The 18,193-nt window shown below is 43.6% G+C and carries 20 protein-coding genes and 3 pseudogenes; 9 read left to right on the top strand and 14 right to left on the bottom strand.

Features of this window, described 5'->3' with window-relative positions; genetic code table 11:
* A pseudogene (locus H6F92_RS21295) lies at positions 1–114 on the top strand (IS5/IS1182 family transposase); the annotation flags it as partial.
* 368 nt (positions 115–482) lie between these two features.
* Here H6F92_RS21295 and H6F92_RS21300 read toward each other — a convergent pair.
* From H6F92_RS21300 to H6F92_RS26610, 4 genes and pseudogenes are all read right to left on the bottom strand, one after another.
* Positions 483–695 (bottom strand): annotated as a pseudogene (locus tag H6F92_RS21300) (hypothetical protein); the annotation flags it as partial.
* A 34-nt stretch (positions 696–729) separates the two neighbouring features.
* Positions 730–1,395 (bottom strand): hypothetical protein, encoded by a 666-nt coding sequence (locus H6F92_RS21305; RefSeq protein WP_190359388.1) that lies wholly within the window; start codon positions 1,393–1,395, stop codon positions 730–732.
* 96 nt (positions 1,396–1,491) lie between these two features.
* Positions 1,492–1,788, bottom strand: coding sequence for a hypothetical protein (locus H6F92_RS21310; protein ID WP_190359389.1), 297 nt, complete (start codon positions 1,786–1,788; stop codon positions 1,492–1,494).
* Between the two features lie 294 nt (positions 1,789–2,082).
* Positions 2,083–2,214: a hypothetical protein gene (locus H6F92_RS26610; protein WP_265795411.1), complete on the bottom strand. Its 132-nt coding sequence runs from the start codon at positions 2,212–2,214 to the stop codon at positions 2,083–2,085.
* A 174-nt stretch (positions 2,215–2,388) separates the two neighbouring features.
* On the opposite strand from H6F92_RS26610, the gene H6F92_RS21315 reads away from it, so the two are divergent.
* Complete coding sequence (locus H6F92_RS21315; RefSeq protein ID WP_190359390.1) at positions 2,389–3,612, top strand: NB-ARC domain-containing protein; 1,224 nt, start codon at positions 2,389–2,391, stop codon at positions 3,610–3,612.
* Here H6F92_RS21315 and H6F92_RS21320 read toward each other — a convergent pair.
* Complete coding sequence (locus H6F92_RS21320) at positions 3,609–4,934, bottom strand: serine/threonine-protein kinase (protein WP_190359391.1); 1,326 nt, start codon at positions 4,932–4,934, stop codon at positions 3,609–3,611. The two genes, H6F92_RS21315 and H6F92_RS21320, sit on opposite strands and share 4 nt — an antisense overlap.
* A gap of 295 nt (positions 4,935–5,229) precedes the next feature.
* Here H6F92_RS21320 and H6F92_RS21325 point away from each other — a divergent pair, with 295 nt between their 5' ends.
* Entirely contained in the window at positions 5,230–6,603 is a 1,374-nt protein-coding gene (locus H6F92_RS21325; protein ID WP_190359392.1) for an ammonium transporter, read from the top strand.
* Positions 6,604–6,668: 65 nt separating this feature from the next.
* On the opposite strand, the gene H6F92_RS21330 is transcribed toward H6F92_RS21325, so the two are convergent.
* Complete coding sequence (locus H6F92_RS21330; protein WP_190359393.1) at positions 6,669–8,870, bottom strand: PhoX family protein; 2,202 nt, start codon at positions 8,868–8,870, stop codon at positions 6,669–6,671.
* 252 nt (positions 8,871–9,122) lie between these two features.
* Here H6F92_RS21330 and H6F92_RS21335 point away from each other — a divergent pair.
* Positions 9,123–9,191: pseudogene (locus tag H6F92_RS21335) on the top strand (DUF4164 domain-containing protein); the annotation flags it as partial.
* 40 nt (positions 9,192–9,231) lie between these two features.
* Here the strand turns inward: H6F92_RS21335 and H6F92_RS21340 are convergent.
* The 4 genes from H6F92_RS21340 to H6F92_RS21350 all read right to left on the bottom strand — a co-directional run bounded on the left by H6F92_RS21340 (position 9,232) and on the right by H6F92_RS21350 (position 12,819).
* Complete coding sequence (locus tag H6F92_RS21340) at positions 9,232–9,915, bottom strand: N-acetylmannosamine-6-phosphate 2-epimerase (RefSeq protein WP_190359394.1); 684 nt, start codon at positions 9,913–9,915, stop codon at positions 9,232–9,234.
* 145 nt (positions 9,916–10,060) lie between these two features.
* Positions 10,061–10,570: an inorganic diphosphatase gene (locus tag H6F92_RS21345; RefSeq protein WP_004162542.1), complete on the bottom strand. Its 510-nt coding sequence runs from the start codon at positions 10,568–10,570 to the stop codon at positions 10,061–10,063.
* A 161-nt stretch (positions 10,571–10,731) separates the two neighbouring features.
* Positions 10,732–10,926 carry a TLTLP motif-containing protein gene (locus tag H6F92_RS27230; protein WP_012267246.1) on the bottom strand — a complete coding sequence of 65 codons (195 nt, stop codon included), beginning with the start codon at positions 10,924–10,926 and terminating at the stop codon, positions 10,732–10,734.
* 714 nt (positions 10,927–11,640) lie between these two features.
* The gene (locus H6F92_RS21350; protein WP_190359395.1) at positions 11,641–12,819 is read right to left on the bottom strand and encodes an AI-2E family transporter; all 1,179 of its coding nucleotides are present in this window, start codon (positions 12,817–12,819) and stop codon (positions 11,641–11,643) included.
* A gap of 274 nt (positions 12,820–13,093) precedes the next feature.
* Here H6F92_RS21350 and H6F92_RS21355 point away from each other — a divergent pair, with 274 nt between their 5' ends.
* Positions 13,094–13,429, top strand: a complete 336-nt coding sequence (locus H6F92_RS21355; RefSeq protein WP_190359396.1) for a type II toxin-antitoxin system PrlF family antitoxin — start codon at positions 13,094–13,096, stop codon at positions 13,427–13,429.
* 2 nt (positions 13,430–13,431) lie between these two features.
* Positions 13,432–13,929 (top strand): type II toxin-antitoxin system YhaV family toxin, encoded by a 498-nt coding sequence (locus H6F92_RS21360; protein WP_190359397.1) that lies wholly within the window; start codon positions 13,432–13,434, stop codon positions 13,927–13,929.
* A 506-nt stretch (positions 13,930–14,435) separates the two neighbouring features.
* Here H6F92_RS21360 and H6F92_RS21365 read toward each other — a convergent pair.
* Entirely contained in the window at positions 14,436–14,924 is a 489-nt protein-coding gene (locus H6F92_RS21365) for a PIN domain-containing protein (RefSeq protein ID WP_190359398.1), read from the bottom strand.
* Entirely contained in the window at positions 14,917–15,168 is a 252-nt protein-coding gene (locus tag H6F92_RS21370; RefSeq protein WP_002764591.1) for a UPF0175 family protein, read from the bottom strand. Before H6F92_RS21370 ends, H6F92_RS21365 begins: the two co-directional genes overlap by 8 nt.
* Before the next feature lie 419 nt (positions 15,169–15,587).
* Here H6F92_RS21370 and H6F92_RS21375 point away from each other — a divergent pair, with 419 nt between their 5' ends.
* Both H6F92_RS21375 and H6F92_RS21380 read left to right on the top strand, forming a co-directional pair.
* Complete coding sequence (locus tag H6F92_RS21375) at positions 15,588–15,782, top strand: hypothetical protein (protein ID WP_004162545.1); 195 nt, start codon at positions 15,588–15,590, stop codon at positions 15,780–15,782.
* The gene (locus H6F92_RS21380; protein ID WP_004162546.1) at positions 15,761–16,012 is read left to right on the top strand and encodes a type II toxin-antitoxin system RelE family toxin; all 252 of its coding nucleotides are present in this window, start codon (positions 15,761–15,763) and stop codon (positions 16,010–16,012) included. Before H6F92_RS21375 ends, H6F92_RS21380 begins: the two co-directional genes overlap by 22 nt.
* Before the next feature lie 125 nt (positions 16,013–16,137).
* Here H6F92_RS21380 and H6F92_RS21385 read toward each other — a convergent pair whose 3' ends face one another.
* Together H6F92_RS21385 and H6F92_RS21390 are read right to left on the bottom strand one after the other, a co-directional pair.
* Positions 16,138–16,497: a DUF5615 family PIN-like protein gene (locus H6F92_RS21385; protein WP_079209849.1), complete on the bottom strand. Its 360-nt coding sequence runs from the start codon at positions 16,495–16,497 to the stop codon at positions 16,138–16,140.
* Entirely contained in the window at positions 16,472–16,774 is a 303-nt protein-coding gene (locus H6F92_RS21390; protein WP_079209850.1) for a hypothetical protein, read from the bottom strand. Before H6F92_RS21390 ends, H6F92_RS21385 begins: the two co-directional genes overlap by 26 nt.
* A 425-nt stretch (positions 16,775–17,199) precedes the next feature.
* Between H6F92_RS21390 and H6F92_RS21395 the strand changes: the two genes are divergently transcribed.
* A complete protein-coding gene (locus H6F92_RS21395; RefSeq protein ID WP_190359399.1) occupies positions 17,200–17,919 on the top strand; it encodes a PEP-CTERM sorting domain-containing protein in 720 nt (239 codons plus the stop codon).
* The last annotated feature ends 274 nt before the right edge of the window (positions 17,920–18,193 follow it).

The raw sequence follows: 18,193 nt of genomic DNA on the forward strand, positions 1-18,193 counted from the left end.
ATTTTATCATCAAGATATAGGAATCGGAGACGGCGTTTTGGTCTGAGATTTAATTTAATCGCTGGCATTTACAACTATGAACTTGCTTTAGGCTATCATCAAGTAGCTGAATAGGACTTTTGCAGGAGGTCTAATTTAACAGTCGTCGGTTCGTCCTCTATCAATAAAATCCTACAGAGATCCCTAGTCATTGTTAATCGATCGCTAAAATTATCTTTTTTCCCCCTACTCTCATAGTAAGCCCATCTTTGGGAAACTCAAGGACAAAATCACAACATATCTCCGGCAAAAGTGAGATTTTAATGGCGACCTTGCCCTTAAAATCCTTAATTTAACGATTTTTCCTGAAAAAGATCGCTTTTCTACTCCAAGGAAACAATCTATTTCCTTTTTCTCCCCACCTCCCCACTTCCCCACTTCCCCACTTCCCTACTTCCCTACTTCCCCACCTCCCCACTTCCCCACTTCCCCACTTCCCTCACCTATTTTGACTGGATTCGGCGAATTGCCACCACTGCCGGCCGGGGAGGTTGATTAACTTGACCACTGGGCCAATTCGACCCTAGGGGTACTTGTCGTATTTGTTCAAATTCCTGCCCATTAGTGGTTTTCAGGGCAAATTTTCGGTTTTCAAAGGCCAAATCCCGACGAATTCCCCCCGCTTCCCCCGGATGTTGTACTGCCAAAAATACAGAAGAAAACCTCATCAAGCTTTGCTAAAATCCAATACTATGGAGTGGTGGGGAGATTCCTGATATATTCCTGAACTCGATCATCGGGATGGCTGATCCCTAGCTTGAATACCGTGTAGAAGAAATTTTGGATCGATCTCCAGATGTTTAAAGCTTGTTCCCTGATGGATGGATGGGCCGAGAGCCTAATCAACGGTAAATTTCCTACCATTTGATGATCTTGATTGTGAGGATGAGGACTAAATAGAACCCGATAATCCTCGGCGATAATTTCTTTATCGCATCTCATCCAGTCTTCAAAAGTTCTAATCTGTTGGGGACTATAAATGCAATGCTCTTCGCTTAAACCTCGTATTTTGTAATAGGTTCTGGGTAATCGTTCTTTATAAATTCGTAAGTTGTGATGAACAGCGAGATAGGATAGAGTCCAGTGATGTCCGTATTCGTGGGCTAAGGTTCGTTGTAATTGCTCGATCGTACCTAAAACAAGAGAGTTGAGGCGAATTCTCGCTTTAAATGTCTGTCCATCATATCGTCCGTACCAATCACCATTGGTATTTAGTCCCAAATCCCTAATTTCTATTGCATCCAACCACGCTAATTCGATTGGTGACGAAAGACGAAGTTCCTGCTCGACAAAATCCGATAGTGATTCTAATTCTTCTAGAGTATATTGATTACTAAAGTCTTCTATCCTAGGCATCGCAACGTGATTTTCGTAGATTCTTAACCGACTATTCTAATAATATAACCTAGCCCAACATCGTAGATTGGGTTATATTATATGTGTTATGAGATATTATTTTTTCTTGCTTGAAGGGTCAAAGATAGTTGGCTGTTGCCGGTCATCCAACTCATCGAACGGGTCCTTCTCTGGATCTTCCGGCAGGATGGGAGCGCTTGCCATCTCGATTATTTTTTTGCCGTCGCGAACGATTTCCCGATACATTACTCCCGTACTTTTCTGATTGGCGAACACTCCAGATTCGAGTTTATTTAGACAGTCCTTCATTCGCTCGATCCTCGATTCCGGTACTCCTGCCTCCAAAGCTTCTTGAATATTTCGTTTTAATTCTTGAGTAGTGATGGGGATCATTGATTTTAGTGTCTTTAAAATACACTGGAAACACTCTTACTATAGTGATTTTACAAAGAAAAGAACAGAAAACTACTACTAATTGACTAACTTCTGACTAACTTCTGACTAACTTCTGACTAACTTCTGACTAACTTATGCTACTATAGACATATACCTAAAATTACCATTTATGCCTAGATCATTAGAAATCCCTCTGGAATCCATTTTAAAGCTAACTTCGCCCAAACAAAGGAGAAGCCAACAAGGATAGTCTTGTTGGCTCATTACCCTAGAGCGATAGCATCTATATGACTACTGTTTTCCTTCTTGTTCTTCCTCCTCTTGTGCCTCGGGGTTGCGAAATTCATCGATCAGATCGAGGATCGCTCTCAAAAGATCGACGCTCATTTTAGCAAGCTGTATATAATTGATAATTTCTAGCATTTCGATAACTTCCTATCTTCTGATTTTCTTTCCTTATTATCTTGGCTAATTCGTAGGACGAGATCTTACATATTTCATAACTTTGTATATATAAATGAATTGCCCTAAGAATTGCTTTATTATAGTTTTAAATTCCTTCCGGATAACTTCTGAGTAACTTCTGAATAACTGCTTATGTCTCGATCGCTGAAAATCAATCCCGAATACATCCCTAAAGCCGAACTCGCTCTTAAACAAAAGGGATACACGAATAAAAGTACCTTCGCCGAATTGATTCCTTTGGCTAGAGCGACAGTTACCAAATTTTTCACAGGTAAGCCGATTAGTCATGAGAATTTTACGATAATTTGCGAGGAATTAGGTTTAAACTGGCAAGAGATAGCATTGCTAGAAGAAACGTTCGGGAAAGGGGAAATTGATCGGAAGGACTGGGGAGGGGTACCGGAGGCGGATTTTTTCTACGGACGGACGGAAGAACTCGCCGAGATCAAACGGTGGATCATCGGTGACAAATGCCGTTTAATTACGGTTTTTGGGATGGCAGGGATGGGAAAAACCGCTCTCGCGGTGAAACTAGCGCAGGGGATCGAGGGAGATTTCGATTACCTCATCTATCGTTCCCTTAAACAAGTTTCTCCCCTTACGGAACTTTTGGGGGATTGGTTAGAGATTTTGACAAATTCTCCCCGCCGGGAGTTACCTGATAGTATCGATATCCGTTTGGCTAGGCTAATCGATCGAATGACCTATCATCGGTGTCTTTTGTTATTGGATGACGGCGAGGAAATTCTGCAAAGCGGCGATTTAAGCGGGAGATATCGAGAGGAGTTTGAAAACTACGAAAAGCTATTGAGACGGGTGGGAGAAGCACCGCATAGAAGTTGTTTAGTATTGATGAGTCGGGAGAAACCCAAGGATATCGATTTTCTAGAAAAGCGGCAGAATACAGTAAAGTCTCTGTTCTTGGGAGGACTCGATGAACTATCGGCTAGGGAGATGGTAAATAAGGAGGGAGGAGAAGGAACAGAGAGGGAGATTCGGGATTTTATCGAACTGTATCGGGGTAATCCTTTTTTTCTTAAGCTTGCTTTGGCTAGAATCGTCGATCTCTTCAGTGGTAATATTGCGGAGTTTTTACAAGCTGGGACGATAAATTTTAGTGATATTAATGGGATGATCGAGGTGCAGTTGCAAAGGCTTTCGGAAATCGAGCGGGAGATATTGGAGGTTTTGGCGAGGGAAGAGGAAGCGATTTCTGTCTCGGAATTACGATCGAAGCTCAATAAACCCGGACTGACGGACGCAGTTGATTCTTTGAGAAAGCGAGCGTTCATCGCAAGCAGAGATTCAGGCTTTATTCTTCCGAATTTGATTAAATCCTACGTTCTAGGACTTTAATCGAGATAGCGAGGAACGATGTTAACTTTTATCGCGTCTTTAACACTATTATTAACACTCTCTCGGATAACTTGCTCTAGTTCCTCCGCTAGTTCTGGGAGAATGATCTCGTCTCGTTTTCTGAGGATTTCCACCTGCACGGTACAACCATATTGCTTGGGATCGAGAATAATATTCGAGTATTTTTGGATGATAGGATAAGGGCTATCTTTTAACTTAGCGGCATTAATCGCTTTTTGGGCATCTCTAGCTAGGGCATTGCTATCCTGTTTGCCATCTTTTCTAATCCTGCATTGGGTGTCATTGCTAGTATTAGGATTAGTTGGAGAACGATCCGGCTTGATCGCGAAATATCCGAAAACTAAAAACCCTAATACCATAGCCCACAAGACTACTGTTTGAAATATAGAACCAGAGTTTTCCTGTGAATTAACCTTATCTTCAATGATTTGAATTCGTTTCAATATATCCTTTGTATTTCCGGGCCGCCCGTTAAGTTTTCGCTCTAAAAGACTATTGATTAAGGCGGCAAATTGATCCGATACGGGTGTAGATTCTGCACGCCACAGTAACTTTTCTTGAGTATCTTGTTCGATTTGAGAGGGATTCTTGTTGGTTAGAAGATGGACAAAAGTACGCCCGAGAGCATAAAAATCGGATTTGAAATCGGTTCTGCCTCGGTACTGTTCGGGAGCCATATAGGGGAAGCTCCCGATCCTTGTCGTAGTTTGCTCGTTTATATTTTGATTAATTAAACGAACCGCACCTAGATCGATTAGAAATATCCTGTTATCGCTATCGCGGTACATAATATTAGAAGGTTTAATATCGCGATGGATGAAATTATTATAATGTAGTCTTTCTAAAATAGTAGTTACTTGTTTTAACCAGTCGATCGCCCGCCTTTCATCGATCGCCCCGTGCTGTTCTAGCCACTGCTCTAAGTTTAGTCCTGGGATTTTCTCCATCACTAGACAGTAAGCGGGAATAGAATTATTGGGAAACTCGATCGGGAAATATCCGTCTTGTCCTACTGTAGGAAGTCCCTCGATCCAGTAATTTTTTAATAAATCTGCCTCTCGATCAAACCGAGAAATCGTGTCCGGGTTCCCTGTGTGGAGAACTTTGAGAACCTTAGGATTGTCTTGATCCGTCATATCCACCACATCGTAAAGGGTAGTTACTCTGTCCTCCCTCTGGTGTAGTACATTCATCACCCGATATCTATTCTGTATTAGCAAGTGGGAACCGCAAGCCTCGCAGACACTCCCATCTTCGGAGTTCTCCGGCCGGGGACAGATGGGATTGATACATAATGCCATAGATTCAGATAGTCAAGATTGTATTATTAAGAACATCTTGCGATTTTACCGATCTATGATTTGATCTAGTTTTCATACATGGAAAATCACTCGTTCATTCGCTTACTCTTATATAATACCTACATTTATCTTGTAAGCACTCTCTTCCTAGTAATGCGATTTACCCATTGTAGCTATGCGATTTTACAGAATAAAAAGGCTATCTCAAGGATTGATTGCTAAAAATAGGCGGAATTTTCAATACATCGGTTTATTCTGTACTATTTTGAGCCTGAGCATCGGTATATCGGCGGTAATGGCTCAAGATCTCGGATTATCCGAGCAAGTGGCGCAGTTAAACCGCGGTCAAAATACGATCTGGGTGTTACTCACGGGTAGTCTCGTCTTCTTCATGAACTGCGGCTTCGCCATGCTAGAGACGGGCTTTTGCCAGAGTAAAAATGCGATCACCGTCCTCGCCAAAAACACGATCGTCTTTACCGTCGCTACCGCAGTCTATTGGCTGATCGGCTTCGGGCTGATGTTCGGGGATGGCGGCAAATTTGTCGGAACACCGGGTTTTCCTCCACTCAATGGTCAATTTCCCTCCCTAGATTCGGCGGATATTCCTCTAACGGCTAAATTCTTCTTTCAACTCACTTTCGCGGGAACTGCCGCCACGATCGTATCGGGGGCGGTGGCGGAGAGGATTCGCTTCGGGGCGTTCGTCCTTTTTAGTGCCTTTTTTATCCTGATTTACTCCATTGCCGGTTTTTGGATTTGGGGAGGGGGCTGGTTGCACGAGTTGGGGTTTCGGGATTTCGCGGGTTCGACGGTGGTTCACTCGGTGGGAGGATGGGCGGCTTTGACGGGGGCGTGTCTGTTAGGGCCTCGTGCGGGAAAATATATCCCTTGGGGACAAGGGGAAAACCGTTCCTTCAAAAATACTAGCTATCGCGGCCATAAAATCATGGCGACTTTTGGCCGTAATCCGAGCCTAGCGACCTTGGGATGCTTTATTCTCTGGTTGGGTTGGTTCGGCTTTAACGCGGGTTCTACCCTCGCGGCCAATGCGGACGCAATTTCTCATATCCTGCTGACGACACTCATCGCCGGGGCTTTCGGCGCGCTGGCCTCCACCACTCTCGCTTGGAGATTCTTCGGTAGGACGAGTCTAACCTTTATTATTAATGGCATTCTGGCGGGTTGTGTCAGTATTACCGCCCCCTGTGCCTTCGTGAATTTTTTGAGCGCGGCGCTAATCGGCTTTATCGGTGGGGTGATCGTTCTTCCGTGTAGTATTTGGCTCGAAAAAGGGGAAATCGACGATCCGGTGGGAGCCGTTCCCGTTCATCTCGGTTGCGGTATCTGGGGTACTCTGGCCGTGGGGATTTTCTGTTTAGCCCCCAAAGATATTCCTTGGGCGGATACCTATTTAAAGCTGCCGAAAGGGGGGTTACTTTTCGGGGGAGGAGTGGATCTATTTATGGCGCAATTGATCGGGATCGGGGTTATAGGCTTTTTGGTCGCCAGTTGTAGTCTATTACTCTGGATCTGTGTGGGATGGTTCTTCTATCGCCTGTCGAATCCCAGTAATTTTGGTTTCCGTCCGCACAAGGGGTTACGGGTTTCGCAAGAGGAAGAGGAAAAGGGAATTGATTCCCTGTTTGCGGAATGGGAAGAGAAGTAATAGTTTAGGAAGTCGATACAATGGCGGCATAGCCAGAAAAGAAAGAGGAAACTTTCGTTTAAAGTCTATTTTGACTCAATTCGGCGAATCGCCACCACTGCCGGCCGGGGAGGTTGATTAACTTGACCACTGGGCCAATTCGACCCTAGGGGTACTTGTCGCATTTGTTCAAATTCCTGCCCATTAGTGGTTTTAAGGGCAAATTTGCGGTTTTCAAAGGCCAAATCCCGACGAATTCCCCCCGCTTCCCCCGGATGTTGTACTGCCAGAAATAACGTCTCTTGGTCGGGAGTAAAGTACAATCCCGTTAATTCCGCATCCATGGGAGCGATAGCAAAAGGATAGGGATGCTCTTGACCCTTGGCAAACACCCAAGCGCTATTATTGCCAAAAATACCCAATAAATCCCGTTGACTAACCGGGACCCCTTGGGGATAACGAGTTTTCATCTCTCGATTTAACCCACCCGTGGAAATGTCGCTAACCATCCAGAGATTTCCCTGTTTATCGAAAGCGAGGTTATCGGGATTAGAAAAACCCTCACCTTTCTCTGTCGGTTCCCCTCCATAAGCGACCACATCCCAACGAAAACTTAAGGAAGCAGCATCGTTGTTATCTTCCCTTAAGCTGATAATCCAACCAAATTCGTAGGGGATTTCGCCATTTGGTCCCTTAAATATCTCCCTATCGGCTCCTCCCTCCGCTTCACTGGGACTACCAGAGGTAAAGGTCATATATAAAGTGCCATTCTCGTCCACTTCCGTATCTTCCGGGCGACCAGTACAAGTGACCCCAACGGCGTTAGCGGCAAAATGAGCATCGATGAGAATTGCCCCCTGTTTTTCCGTCCTATTACCTTCATACAGGTCTGCGAGGGTCTTATATTTAGCTTTGTAGGCCAGAATCTCCTCATCGTCCTTAAATAGCAGTAATTTAGTATCATTGACCGTTCTTTCGGGATTCGGCAAGGCTACCACCCCATCCCCGCGACTAGCGGCAATTTGACTCGGTAGGACGGGATTTATCTCCGTGTCGGGATTTAAGGGTATCCAATAACCGGTTTTATCGGGGTTGAATTTGGCCCCGTAGAGCATTCCTTTTTCTAGGAGTTTTGAGTTATTTTTCGCCTTAATATCGCTAATTTTGCCCTCGGAAACGAATTTATAGACATGACCGCCTCTGCGATCGCATCCTGAATAAACCGCCAAGGATTGCCCCGTTTGAGCGAGAAAAGCGACCGCTTCATGGCGAAAACGCCCTAACCAAGTGTGTTTTGTGCCGTAATCGTCGGGATTGGCCGGATCCACCTCCACCATCCAACCGTATTTATTTCCCGCTAACCCAAAAACGTTACCCCGGCCATCCACTTCCCCACTATTGAGAATAAAGGGAGTAGTATCGGGATGCAAAGAGGAACCATCTTTTAACACTACCTCCGTCACTTGGTCTTGAAAGTTCTCCTCGGCACTAAATACGGTCCCCCAAGGCGTTGTTCCCCCAGCGCAATTTTGAAACGTTCCGATAATTTTTGCCCCTAATCCGTCATCGTAGCCAAGTTTATCGGTTTTGGTAAAAATTGCTACAGCAGGACCGGTGGCTTTCAGGTAACGACCGTCCTTTAGTCCAGAGATACCGGTAATGCGGCGATCGGCTTTACTATAGGTACGTTGCCATTTTCCCGTTTGATCTTTAGCCAGGGAAATTACGCCAATTCCCTGATCAATTAAGCCTTCTAGGGAGATTTCCTCGATTTTTGCCCTTAAGCTGGCATCTTGCAGGCGATAGGCGGCAATTTCGCCCTTTTCGTTCGTTTTTTCCCGTACTTCCTTGACGGGTAGGGTTTTACCAATCACTTGTTCAAAGGTTTGTAGCCAAGTACGACCACTGATATATTCAAAATTAACGGTTAGATAACCTTGACCCGGACTGGTTTCGATAAAAGATAGATAATCATTGTTATAACCGAAACGGGAATCACCCACTTTATCCCCCCACTGTGCCAGCACATCATAGGTGAATCCTTGCGGAAGAACGAGATCATCTAGGACTTTATAGGTTTGATAGGCACTTTTTTGGCTTTCATCGCTCATCCCGTCAATTTTTAAGGGAATTGGCAGTTTGACTGGAGAAAAGTTTAACCCGAAACTATTGGCAGCGATCGCAGGACTGCTAATCAGAGAGGAATATTTTTTCTCTTGCAGACTGAAAAAAGAGACACCAGCAGTGGCAGTTAAAAAGGTGAGGAAATTACGGCGAGAAATACTCATATTTTCAGAAATAAAGTCAAAACTGGTGTTCAGACCTTGATTAGGTTAAATTTTATTACATAAACTTGACATAGGTATTATATATTATCCAAGTTATGACTAAGTTAACAGCCAGTTAAAAGTAATCAGTAATCAGTGATCAGTAATCGGTGCAAAGACAGTAGAAAACTGCCATTTAATACTGCTCGCTTAATCCATACTGCACACTTAAAACTCAAATCTGATAACTGATAACTGATAACTGATAACTGAATAATCGCTTTAGTCGTCGCCATTTTGGGTGGTGCGGCGAAACTTTTTGGTTTTTTTCCTAATCCCTAGAAGTGGCTACTAGGCACGTCTAGGAGCAAGATCAATGTCATTAATCTTTTGATAAAATTCCTTGTAAAAAAGCGGTAGTTTTTAAATCAATCCCTGTAATTGCTGTGCCAACAACTACCGAATATGCACCAACTTCTAAGGCTTTTTTTGCTTCTGTTGGAGTCGATATTCCTCCTTCACAGATAACAGGAACTGATAACTTATTAACTAATTCTTCTAGGAAAGAAAAACTCGGCGGCTGCAGCTGTTTAGTGGCTTCTGTGTAACCGTAAAGAGTTGTACCGACAATATCAGCACCAGCTGCCACGGCATAAATAGCACTTTCGATCGAGTCTATATCTGCCATGACTAATTTACCAGTTTCTTGATGAATACGAGCGATAATTGTGGCTAAATTTTCATCATTAGGACGCTTTCTTGGGGTAGCATCCAAGGCAATTATATCGGCACCGGCATCGGCAATGGCGAGAGCATCTTGATATTTGGGAGTAATATATACCGAACAATCGCGATAATTGCGTTTCCAGAGTCCAATTATCGGTATATCCGGCAATTGTTGACGGGTGGCTTTCAGATGAGCGGGACTATCAATTCTGACCCCACAAGCACCCCTATCCACACAAGCATGAGCCATGGCGGCAATAATTACAGGATCGTGCAGAGATGACTCCACTGGCGCTTGACAGGAGACGATTAAACCCGATTTTAAGGTTTCTATTCGCATAAATTGGGGTGTGGGGTGTGGGGTGTGGGGTGTAGGGAGAAGCTTTTTTCAGTGATCAGTAAACAGTAATCAGTGAACTGAAAACTCACATCTGATAACTGATAACTGATAACTAACCCCACCAACAAACTTTTTGCCGCAAACCTTACTTATAAGCAGCAATACACTGTTCAACTAAAGCGGTTACTGCGTCCACATCTTTCCACCCGAGAATTTCTGTGACTTTTTTCTCTAGATTCTTATAGGTTTTGAAAAACTCGGCGATTTCCTGCAAGCGATGGGGAGAGACATCTTTAAGAGATTTTACCTCTGCATAACGAGGATCTTTAGCGGGAACACAGAGAATTTTTTCATCGCGATCACCACCATCGATCATTTCTAGCATACCAATGGGACGCGCCGTAATCACACAGCCGGGGAAAGTAGGCTGATCCATGATCACCATACCATCTAAAGGATCGCCATCATCGGCGAGGGTATTGGGAACAAAACCATAATCACAGGGATATTGTACCGAAGAATAGAGAACGCGATCGAGAGCAAAGGCGTTTAAATCCTTATCAAACTCGTATTTATTCTTACTACCGGCGGTAATTTCCACTAAAACGTTAATTAAACCGGGTTTCGGTTGGGCAGGAATGCGCGATAAATCCACAAACTTTCTCCAAATACAAGACAATAGCGCCTTTAGAGTCACCTAAAAGCGCAAGCAAAATTAAAAGACACTTTGATTGACTCCGATCCAAATTCTACCCATAAGGGGGATCGGGACGAAGAAAAAAATTTTTATTTTGGCAATCGTCTATCTCAATTCTGTCACCTCATTTGCCTCGTTAGGGAGTAGGATGTGTTACCGGTAAGGGGTTCTTCGGTATAGTTAGGCGTGGAGTTATATCCAATCGCTAACAAGGGTAACGTTAGGGTCAGAATTGCGATCATGGTTCCGAGTAAATTGGCCCACCTATGACTAGGAGGTTCGGAAGTCTTCCCTGACGGGTTGCTTGATTCCATAAAGGGGTCGTGTTGAACTCGACAAGTAAAGAATACGAGAGATATATAGAGCAGTCAGCCATCGGCCTTGAGCTTTTGGCAAATTACTGCTATTTTTTGCTTTTGAGCTTGGTTAATGTCCCGTTAAAAAGCGAAACATTAACGGCAATACTCTCCCTACTAATTATATTTTACCAATTCTTTTCCAAGAGTTCACTCTGATACTTTTCTTGACGATCTCTCCAGATCATGGTCTGTTGGTGTTTGTCCATGTCATACTAAATCAGTCTTTAATAACTGGATTTAGTATCAATCCACAAAAAAAATGTCTGAAAGGCTTAAATATTAAGCGATCCAAACATTCTTTCATTGCAATCGGAGGGTGATATTGACTTTATGTCTTAACTTTGAGCTTACGATAGAAACCTGGCTGTTAATGTAGCCTATTTAACCAAAATATCGATTTTTTGCTGATTTATCGGGATAGACAATCACCTTTTCTTAGAAATTATCCGAGTTTAGAGATAATTGGTTAGTAATAATTTCCCCATAAGCTAGGTCTCAGAGACCAGCAAGGCATCCTCAAGCCTTGATTTGTCCTTGCTTGCCATGGACAGCGATCAGGGCAAGTGGAGTTAATCCACCAATATAGATATCATAACTCGATCGAGGGAGAAAAGCCAAGAACCTGCGAGAAAAATGCCGATCACCTCAGATCATGCCGTCAGTCATTCTTCAGCGAGAAACCACCTCGCTAGAGGATTCTGATTCTAGGGGGAGAGAGGGTTTAATTATCCCGTGTTTTGTCTCCTCTGGTGTCACTTGACGGATAACCTCCAAAGCTTCCTTGATCATTACTGCCATGGGAACCGCGACAATCACCCCCAGTAAACCGCCCACTCGCGCCCCCGTCAAGACCGAGACTAACACCCAAAAGGGATTTAACCCGGTGACACTGCCCAAAATACGGGGAGCAATGCCGTTTTCGACAATTTGCTGCACCACTACAGCTACGGCTAAAACTTGCAGAGCTAAACCAATATCGCGCAAAGCTAGTAAAGCTGTCACTGTGACAATGCCGACAGTTCCCCCAAAAGGGATTAAAGCCATGGTGCCAATCAAGAGGCCGAATAGGAGACCAAAAGGGACTTTAATCGATAAAAATGCCGTGACTAATCCCAGGGCCATGCAAGTGGCACAAATTACCTGGCCGACAAAGTAATTCTGAAAACTTAACCGTAGGGTTAGGGAAAAGGGTTGTTGGACGGGTTTGGGCAACCATTGGATAATACTCCTCCAGATATCGGGACTGTGGAGAAGTAGATAAAAGGTGAGGATAATGGTTAGCAGCACATCAAGCACGCGCACCACGGTAAAAACGGTGAGATTAAGGGCTAAATTAACGCTTCTTCCCGCTAGAATCTGCAATTCTGCCCCTAAACGACTGTTAAACTGAGCGATAACACCATCGAAACTGATCGGAATCGGCAGATTCATCGTGTCGATTTTGGTATCTAGTTGCATCAGTTGGCGCTGTCCCGAGTCTAACCATTCTGGCAATCTGTTGACAAATTGCTGTGCTTGGGTGAAGACTAAGGGAACTAGGGTTATTCCCACGGCCACAAAAATTAAAATCGTGATCAGGGAAACCACGATCGCAGCTAAACCCCGTTTTAATCCCTGACGTTCCAACCAAGTCACCGGATAACCCAAGAGAAAAGATAGAACGGCCGCTATCAGTAAAATAACAAATAAAGATTCAAAATAGCCAAAAATTGCCGATAATGCCCAGACATTCAGGACGACAAGTGGTGCAGCTAGAGCAATCACCAGTAAGCGGGATAAGGAATTCAGGGATTGCCACCACGTCTGAACCCAATTGCGTTTCGGGGGAACGACTTTAACTTCCACCATGAAGCCTCTTAAAAGGGTTGTTTCAATACTTGTATTCTGACAGATCGAAGCCGAACCCGCTAACTCAACCGGGGGGAAGTGGGGTGATGGGGTGTGGGATGCTGACAGGTGTAGGTTTATTACAACAACCTTATGGGTGTAACGGGGGCATGCTGCCGACATTTAAGGTGAACGCATCCGTTAGGCTGTAGATCTAGTCACTCCATACTTGACAAGACAATGCAGTTGCATTACCATCAATATCTAGTTTTTATAGACAGGCTTAGAGGTCGCTATGGCTGCAACGATGGCCCCATGCCCAGAATCCACTCTTACCGATCGCTATCAGACTACAATTCCCGATTCCGTTCGCAAAGCCCTTGGCTTGAATAAGCGCGATAAAATCTGCTACAACATACAGCCCGACGGCAAAGTATGGATTTCCAGGGCTGACGGGACAGAAGAAAATGATCCAGTGCTTGGGAAATTTCTGAATTTTCTTGCCCAAGATATGGAACAGAACCCTCAACACATACAGCCAATTAGTTCTAACCTAGTCAATCATGTTCAATACTTGGTCTCTGGCGTTGATCTGGAGCTTGATGCACCACTTCTGGATGAGGACGAATAAGGTTGTCTATAGATCAGCCCCTAATAATTAATGGATGGAACATATTTGCTCATCCTCTGTTCCTTGAACAGTTTGAAGAACTTGTGACGCAGGTTGAAGAGCTGCGTCACAAGTTTCCTAAAGATTATAAAAGGAAAAATGCGACAAAGCGTCTAGCTGCCATAGCAAAGTTAGCCTTTGATACTATTCCTCAAGACCCAACTCGCAGTGATTATCGACAGGGAACTGCGCTTGGAGACGATTACAAACACTGGTTTAGAGCCAAGTTTTTTCAGCAGTATCGACTGTTTTTTCGATATCATCAAGAGAGTAAAATAATTCTTCTCGCTTGGGTCAATGATGAAAACTCTAAACGAGCTTATGAGAGTAGTACAGACGCTTATAGAGTCTTTAGAAAAATGCTGGAGACCGGTCATCCTCCAGATGATTGGAATGACCTACTCAAAGAGGCGAAAAGTACAATTAGCCGTTTACGCGAAGCTGCTGAAACCGAAATTTAATGATAGATATGTCTGGACTTACCCATACATAAATACTAAAAAATCAACACAACCCTTATGGAGCTTCTCAGAAAAAATTGAAAAGAGGCTACTGGGTACATTTTTCACTTGAAAATGGCTTTACCGTTGACTGTATCTGGAGTAGAGCGATTCTATAGAGTTGGCTGTATAGCGATCGCTAACCTGATTGTAACAGATAGTGTCATCAATCTCTAGAGTAAGCGATTCCCTCTGTAGCCATGTTTAGATAGCTAGTACATTTACACTGGAGAAGTTCAGTTATATCAAAGAATTTTAGTTATCTGGCTCTTCGGTTTGTCTTATGCAACGTACAGGATTATAAGGAATGAAACTCTTATAGAGAAAGACATTTGGCGATTTTTGTCAATTGTTTTTGATCTAGAGCGAACTAATCAATTAAGTCTCTTGCCAGATAAGGATTTAGTCGATTTATGCTCCCCTATCGAACCATACCAAGTAACGAAGAGCCTTTTTTTTAAGCATACTTACTCTCCAGCTAATCGAAGAACATCATTGACAACTTTATCAGTTAGCCACATTCCTTGATGGCGTAACTTAGCAATAACGGGAGCAACAGAAGATAGATAGCCCTGCTGCTTCGCTTTAACTAAAACACCAAGCGTTCCTGAATATTTCAAGCGATATAAATCGGCAATACGTCGGGCTAACTGATCATCAAAAATCAGTAAACTATCTGGATTTTCTAATCCCAAAGCTAATACCTCTGCTTCTCCTTGCCCTAAATCAATAATAGCTGGAATTAGACTGACTGATTTAACCAGAGTAATTGAAATCCATTCAATTACCTGAATATTGGGAACATCAATTCCTTGATTTTTACCGATTGCTAATTCTTCGATTACTGCTGGAGGAGTCAAGATTTGAGAATACAAGCGTTGGAGCAATTCCAAATAGCCCACTTGATGTAAGTACAGTAGAGGAGAGGTGTTGACAATGACTTGAGGATTAGGCATTGACAATATCTTGTTCCAATTGTTCAGTCGTTAAAGAAAAAGGGGAGACTTGATAACGCCCCAAAATAGTTAAAAATTCTACTCGTGACATTCCGGCTAATTGGGCTGCACGTCCTGAAGATAGTTTGTCAAGTTCAAAAAGTTTAACGGCTGCCAATATTTTTAATTCTCTTGATAGATTTTCAGGAGTTTCTTTGAGACTAATTAAGATTTCTTCAGGAATTTCAAGGGAAATAGTGCTCATTTTCTTTCTCTCTCAATAATTGTCTCTATTCTACACCAATAAAATTAGTCTTTCTCTGTGAGCAGAATTAGTAACAGGTTTCCCCTCTCCAACCGACAGAATGAGCAGGTGCAGTCTATCTTGTCCTCAAGGGGTTGGAGACCAAGCCTCTTCGGCTTTATGGCAATATAATCGTGCTTAATTTGGGTTAGCGATCGAGTTGAGAGGTGGTCAAGGGAGAACACAAAGGCGAATCCGACATACCGCGCTACAATCCCTTACGGAAGACGATGATTTGCCTGAGAAGGAGTAAAACAGGGAAAATACTTGAGACTCCTTCTCCTGTGAATCGCTGCGATCGCAATCTTAGGATACACTTATAAATGTGGTGAAATTTAAAATGAAAGCCAGAAAAACAATAAGGAGGTAAGGGCAGTAGCATGAACGACCAAAGTGCTGTAGATATTGAGCAATTCCTAGAGTATTTAGAAACTTCTGAGACGGCTGATGACGTGCTTCCCGAAGAAATTGAAGCGGCAGAGAAAGCCTATCAGGAGTATCTAGAAGGGCGCGATCCTGGCAAATCCTTAGTTAAGTTAAAGGCTGAATTAGGATGTGGCGTTACATCATCTTAAAACCAGCCGAGCGTTACCTAAAACGGTTACAGCCTCGTAGCCAAGAGCGTATCTTAAATGAACTGGATCAATTGCTGGTTAGTCCTACTCAGACAGATTTCAAAAAACTTAAAGGACGTGAGGGTTATCGTCTGCGAGTTGGTAATTATCGGGTATTAATGCAAGTCAATCGAGAAGAACGGCTTTTCATTATCACTGAGATCGGTTCTCGTGGTGATATTTATAAATAATACCGAATCCGACATACCGCGCCACAATCCCTCACGGAAGAGGATGTTCGCCAGAGAAGGAGTAAAACGGGGGAAAGCACCTGAGACTGTTTCTTCTGTGAGTCGCTGTTCAGGAAGAGCTAGGATTAGTAGTTCCAGTGGTTCAGGGAGATGAACTGATTAGACAGAGGGATGTTAGCCGTTTCAAGATTGGCGATTGCCTTAACAACCTCCCCTCTACTGAGATTTTTTGAGTAGTCCCTATTCTCATAAATGGCCAAAATACCTGAATGGCGGGGGCTTTCTTGATGGAGGGCTTCAAAATCTCGGCAATTATGAGTTAGCAGGATTCGATTGTTTTGTCGGGCATAGTTCAAGACAACAGGATCAGGCTGTCCAGAAAGTCCTACTTCGTTGACCGTTATGACATCGTGACCAGCAACTCTCAGTATTTTGACAAGAACCTTGGCGAGGGAGTCTTCATCGATGAGTAACCGAAGGCTCAAGCACTACTCCCCTTTCTTCTAAATAACGGCGTTCTTCTTCTGCCTCTTGTTGCAAAAGAGACTGATGGGTTTGGCAATAACAAATAACTTCTTGAATCGCGGCTAAGGGTAAATCCCAATTATCTGCTGCTTCTAGGACGGTATCACCGTTGACCAGCAGATCCGACCAAACTGTATAGGCTCTTAGTTTCTTTCCCTTAAGGTAAAGCTGCTGTCGCCAGGAATGAGGACGCTTCTCTAAATACTGCCATTGGGTTTTTGCTGCGTTGGTGGTCATGGCGATGCCTTGATAAAAGCTCGTATCCCTAGTCTATCATCTGGTTGGTGCGGGGTAATCGTGCTTAATTTGGGTTAGCGATCGAGTTGAGGGGCAGTCAAGGGAGAACGCAAAGGAGAATCCGACATACCGCGCCACAATCCCTCACGGAAGAGGATGTTCGCCAGAGAAGGAGTAAAACAGGGGAAACTAATTGAGATTCCTTCCTTTGGGAGTCGCTGCTAGGGAGAGAAATATAAAGATTTGTTAAAATTGTAGCTTTTGATACTTTATCGGGGGGGGAGCGTGTATTGTTCTGTTGTCCATCTTTGTTGTTGAGTTGGGCTGTTGTTTGAACTAGGCTGCAAGAGGGGCGATCGCACTCCGAACCTGAAAAAGTAAAACTACAACCTTACACCAACAAAAACACTACTCAGGAGTAAAAAATGAAAAATTGCACATTAGCTTTGGCTCTTGGGACTGCTGTAGTTACTACAGTTCTTAGCTTGGTTGCTGAATCCGCTCACGCTCTTACATTCCGGTTCGATGGGTTACGAACTGATGATGATTCATTCGATTTAATCCTAACCACTGAAGATACACTAATAACTGAAAGTTATCCGTCTTACACTGACCCTCTGTGGGGGCCACTCGCTGGTACTTCCCCAGCTTATACCTTTACTGGTTACCGAGTCACGTCGGTGTCGGGGACATACACCGACGAAAGCATCACATATCCTATTGTTGGACTTCTTCCAGTTGGTTCGATTGTTTCCGCTGCTGGTGATCAGATTCCTCATTCCCCTACAGACAACCTTTTCAATCCCGATGGTGGATTTGCACCGGACTTCCCATTATTGCCAGTAGGAGACACATTCCGTAAATTTTCTTTTGGTGGTATAGCTTTCAATATCCAAGAAGGAACTTTGATAGAACCCTATCAAGTATTCGCCCGCTCAGATTTTAACTCAACTTGGTCGAACCCACCAGGCTTTTCTGACTATGCAGGCTGTCCCGGTTCTTGCGTTGGGGTTGTAGAAGTGGTGCCTGAACCCACTTCCACTCTCAGCCTTCTCGCCCTTGGCACTCTCGGTGCAGCCTCAACCCTCAAACGCAAACTGAAACCCTCTAAATCGACAGAAAAGGAAACCACAACAGTCTCCTAAAAACCATCAATAAAAAACTTGCGATCGCCCCTTCATTCACTCTCTTGAAGGGGTTTATTTTTACCATCTTTTTTAACCCAAAAAAAATCTCAGTGATCTTAGAAAAGGGTGAGAAACTCGGCTGAATTGATAATTGGAATCCCTTGATAAGTATCGATAATTAAAAAATCACCTTTTTTTGCGATCATAACTCGTGGTTAAATTAATCTGATGTTCGCGTTAAGGCTATTTTGAGACTTCCTCAACGAGGGAATCAGTGTTCAAGCCAACGACA

It is taken from the genome of Microcystis wesenbergii FACHB-1317 (assembly GCF_014696875.1).
Lineage (GTDB): Bacteria > Cyanobacteriota > Cyanobacteriia > Cyanobacteriales > Microcystaceae > Microcystis > Microcystis wesenbergii_A.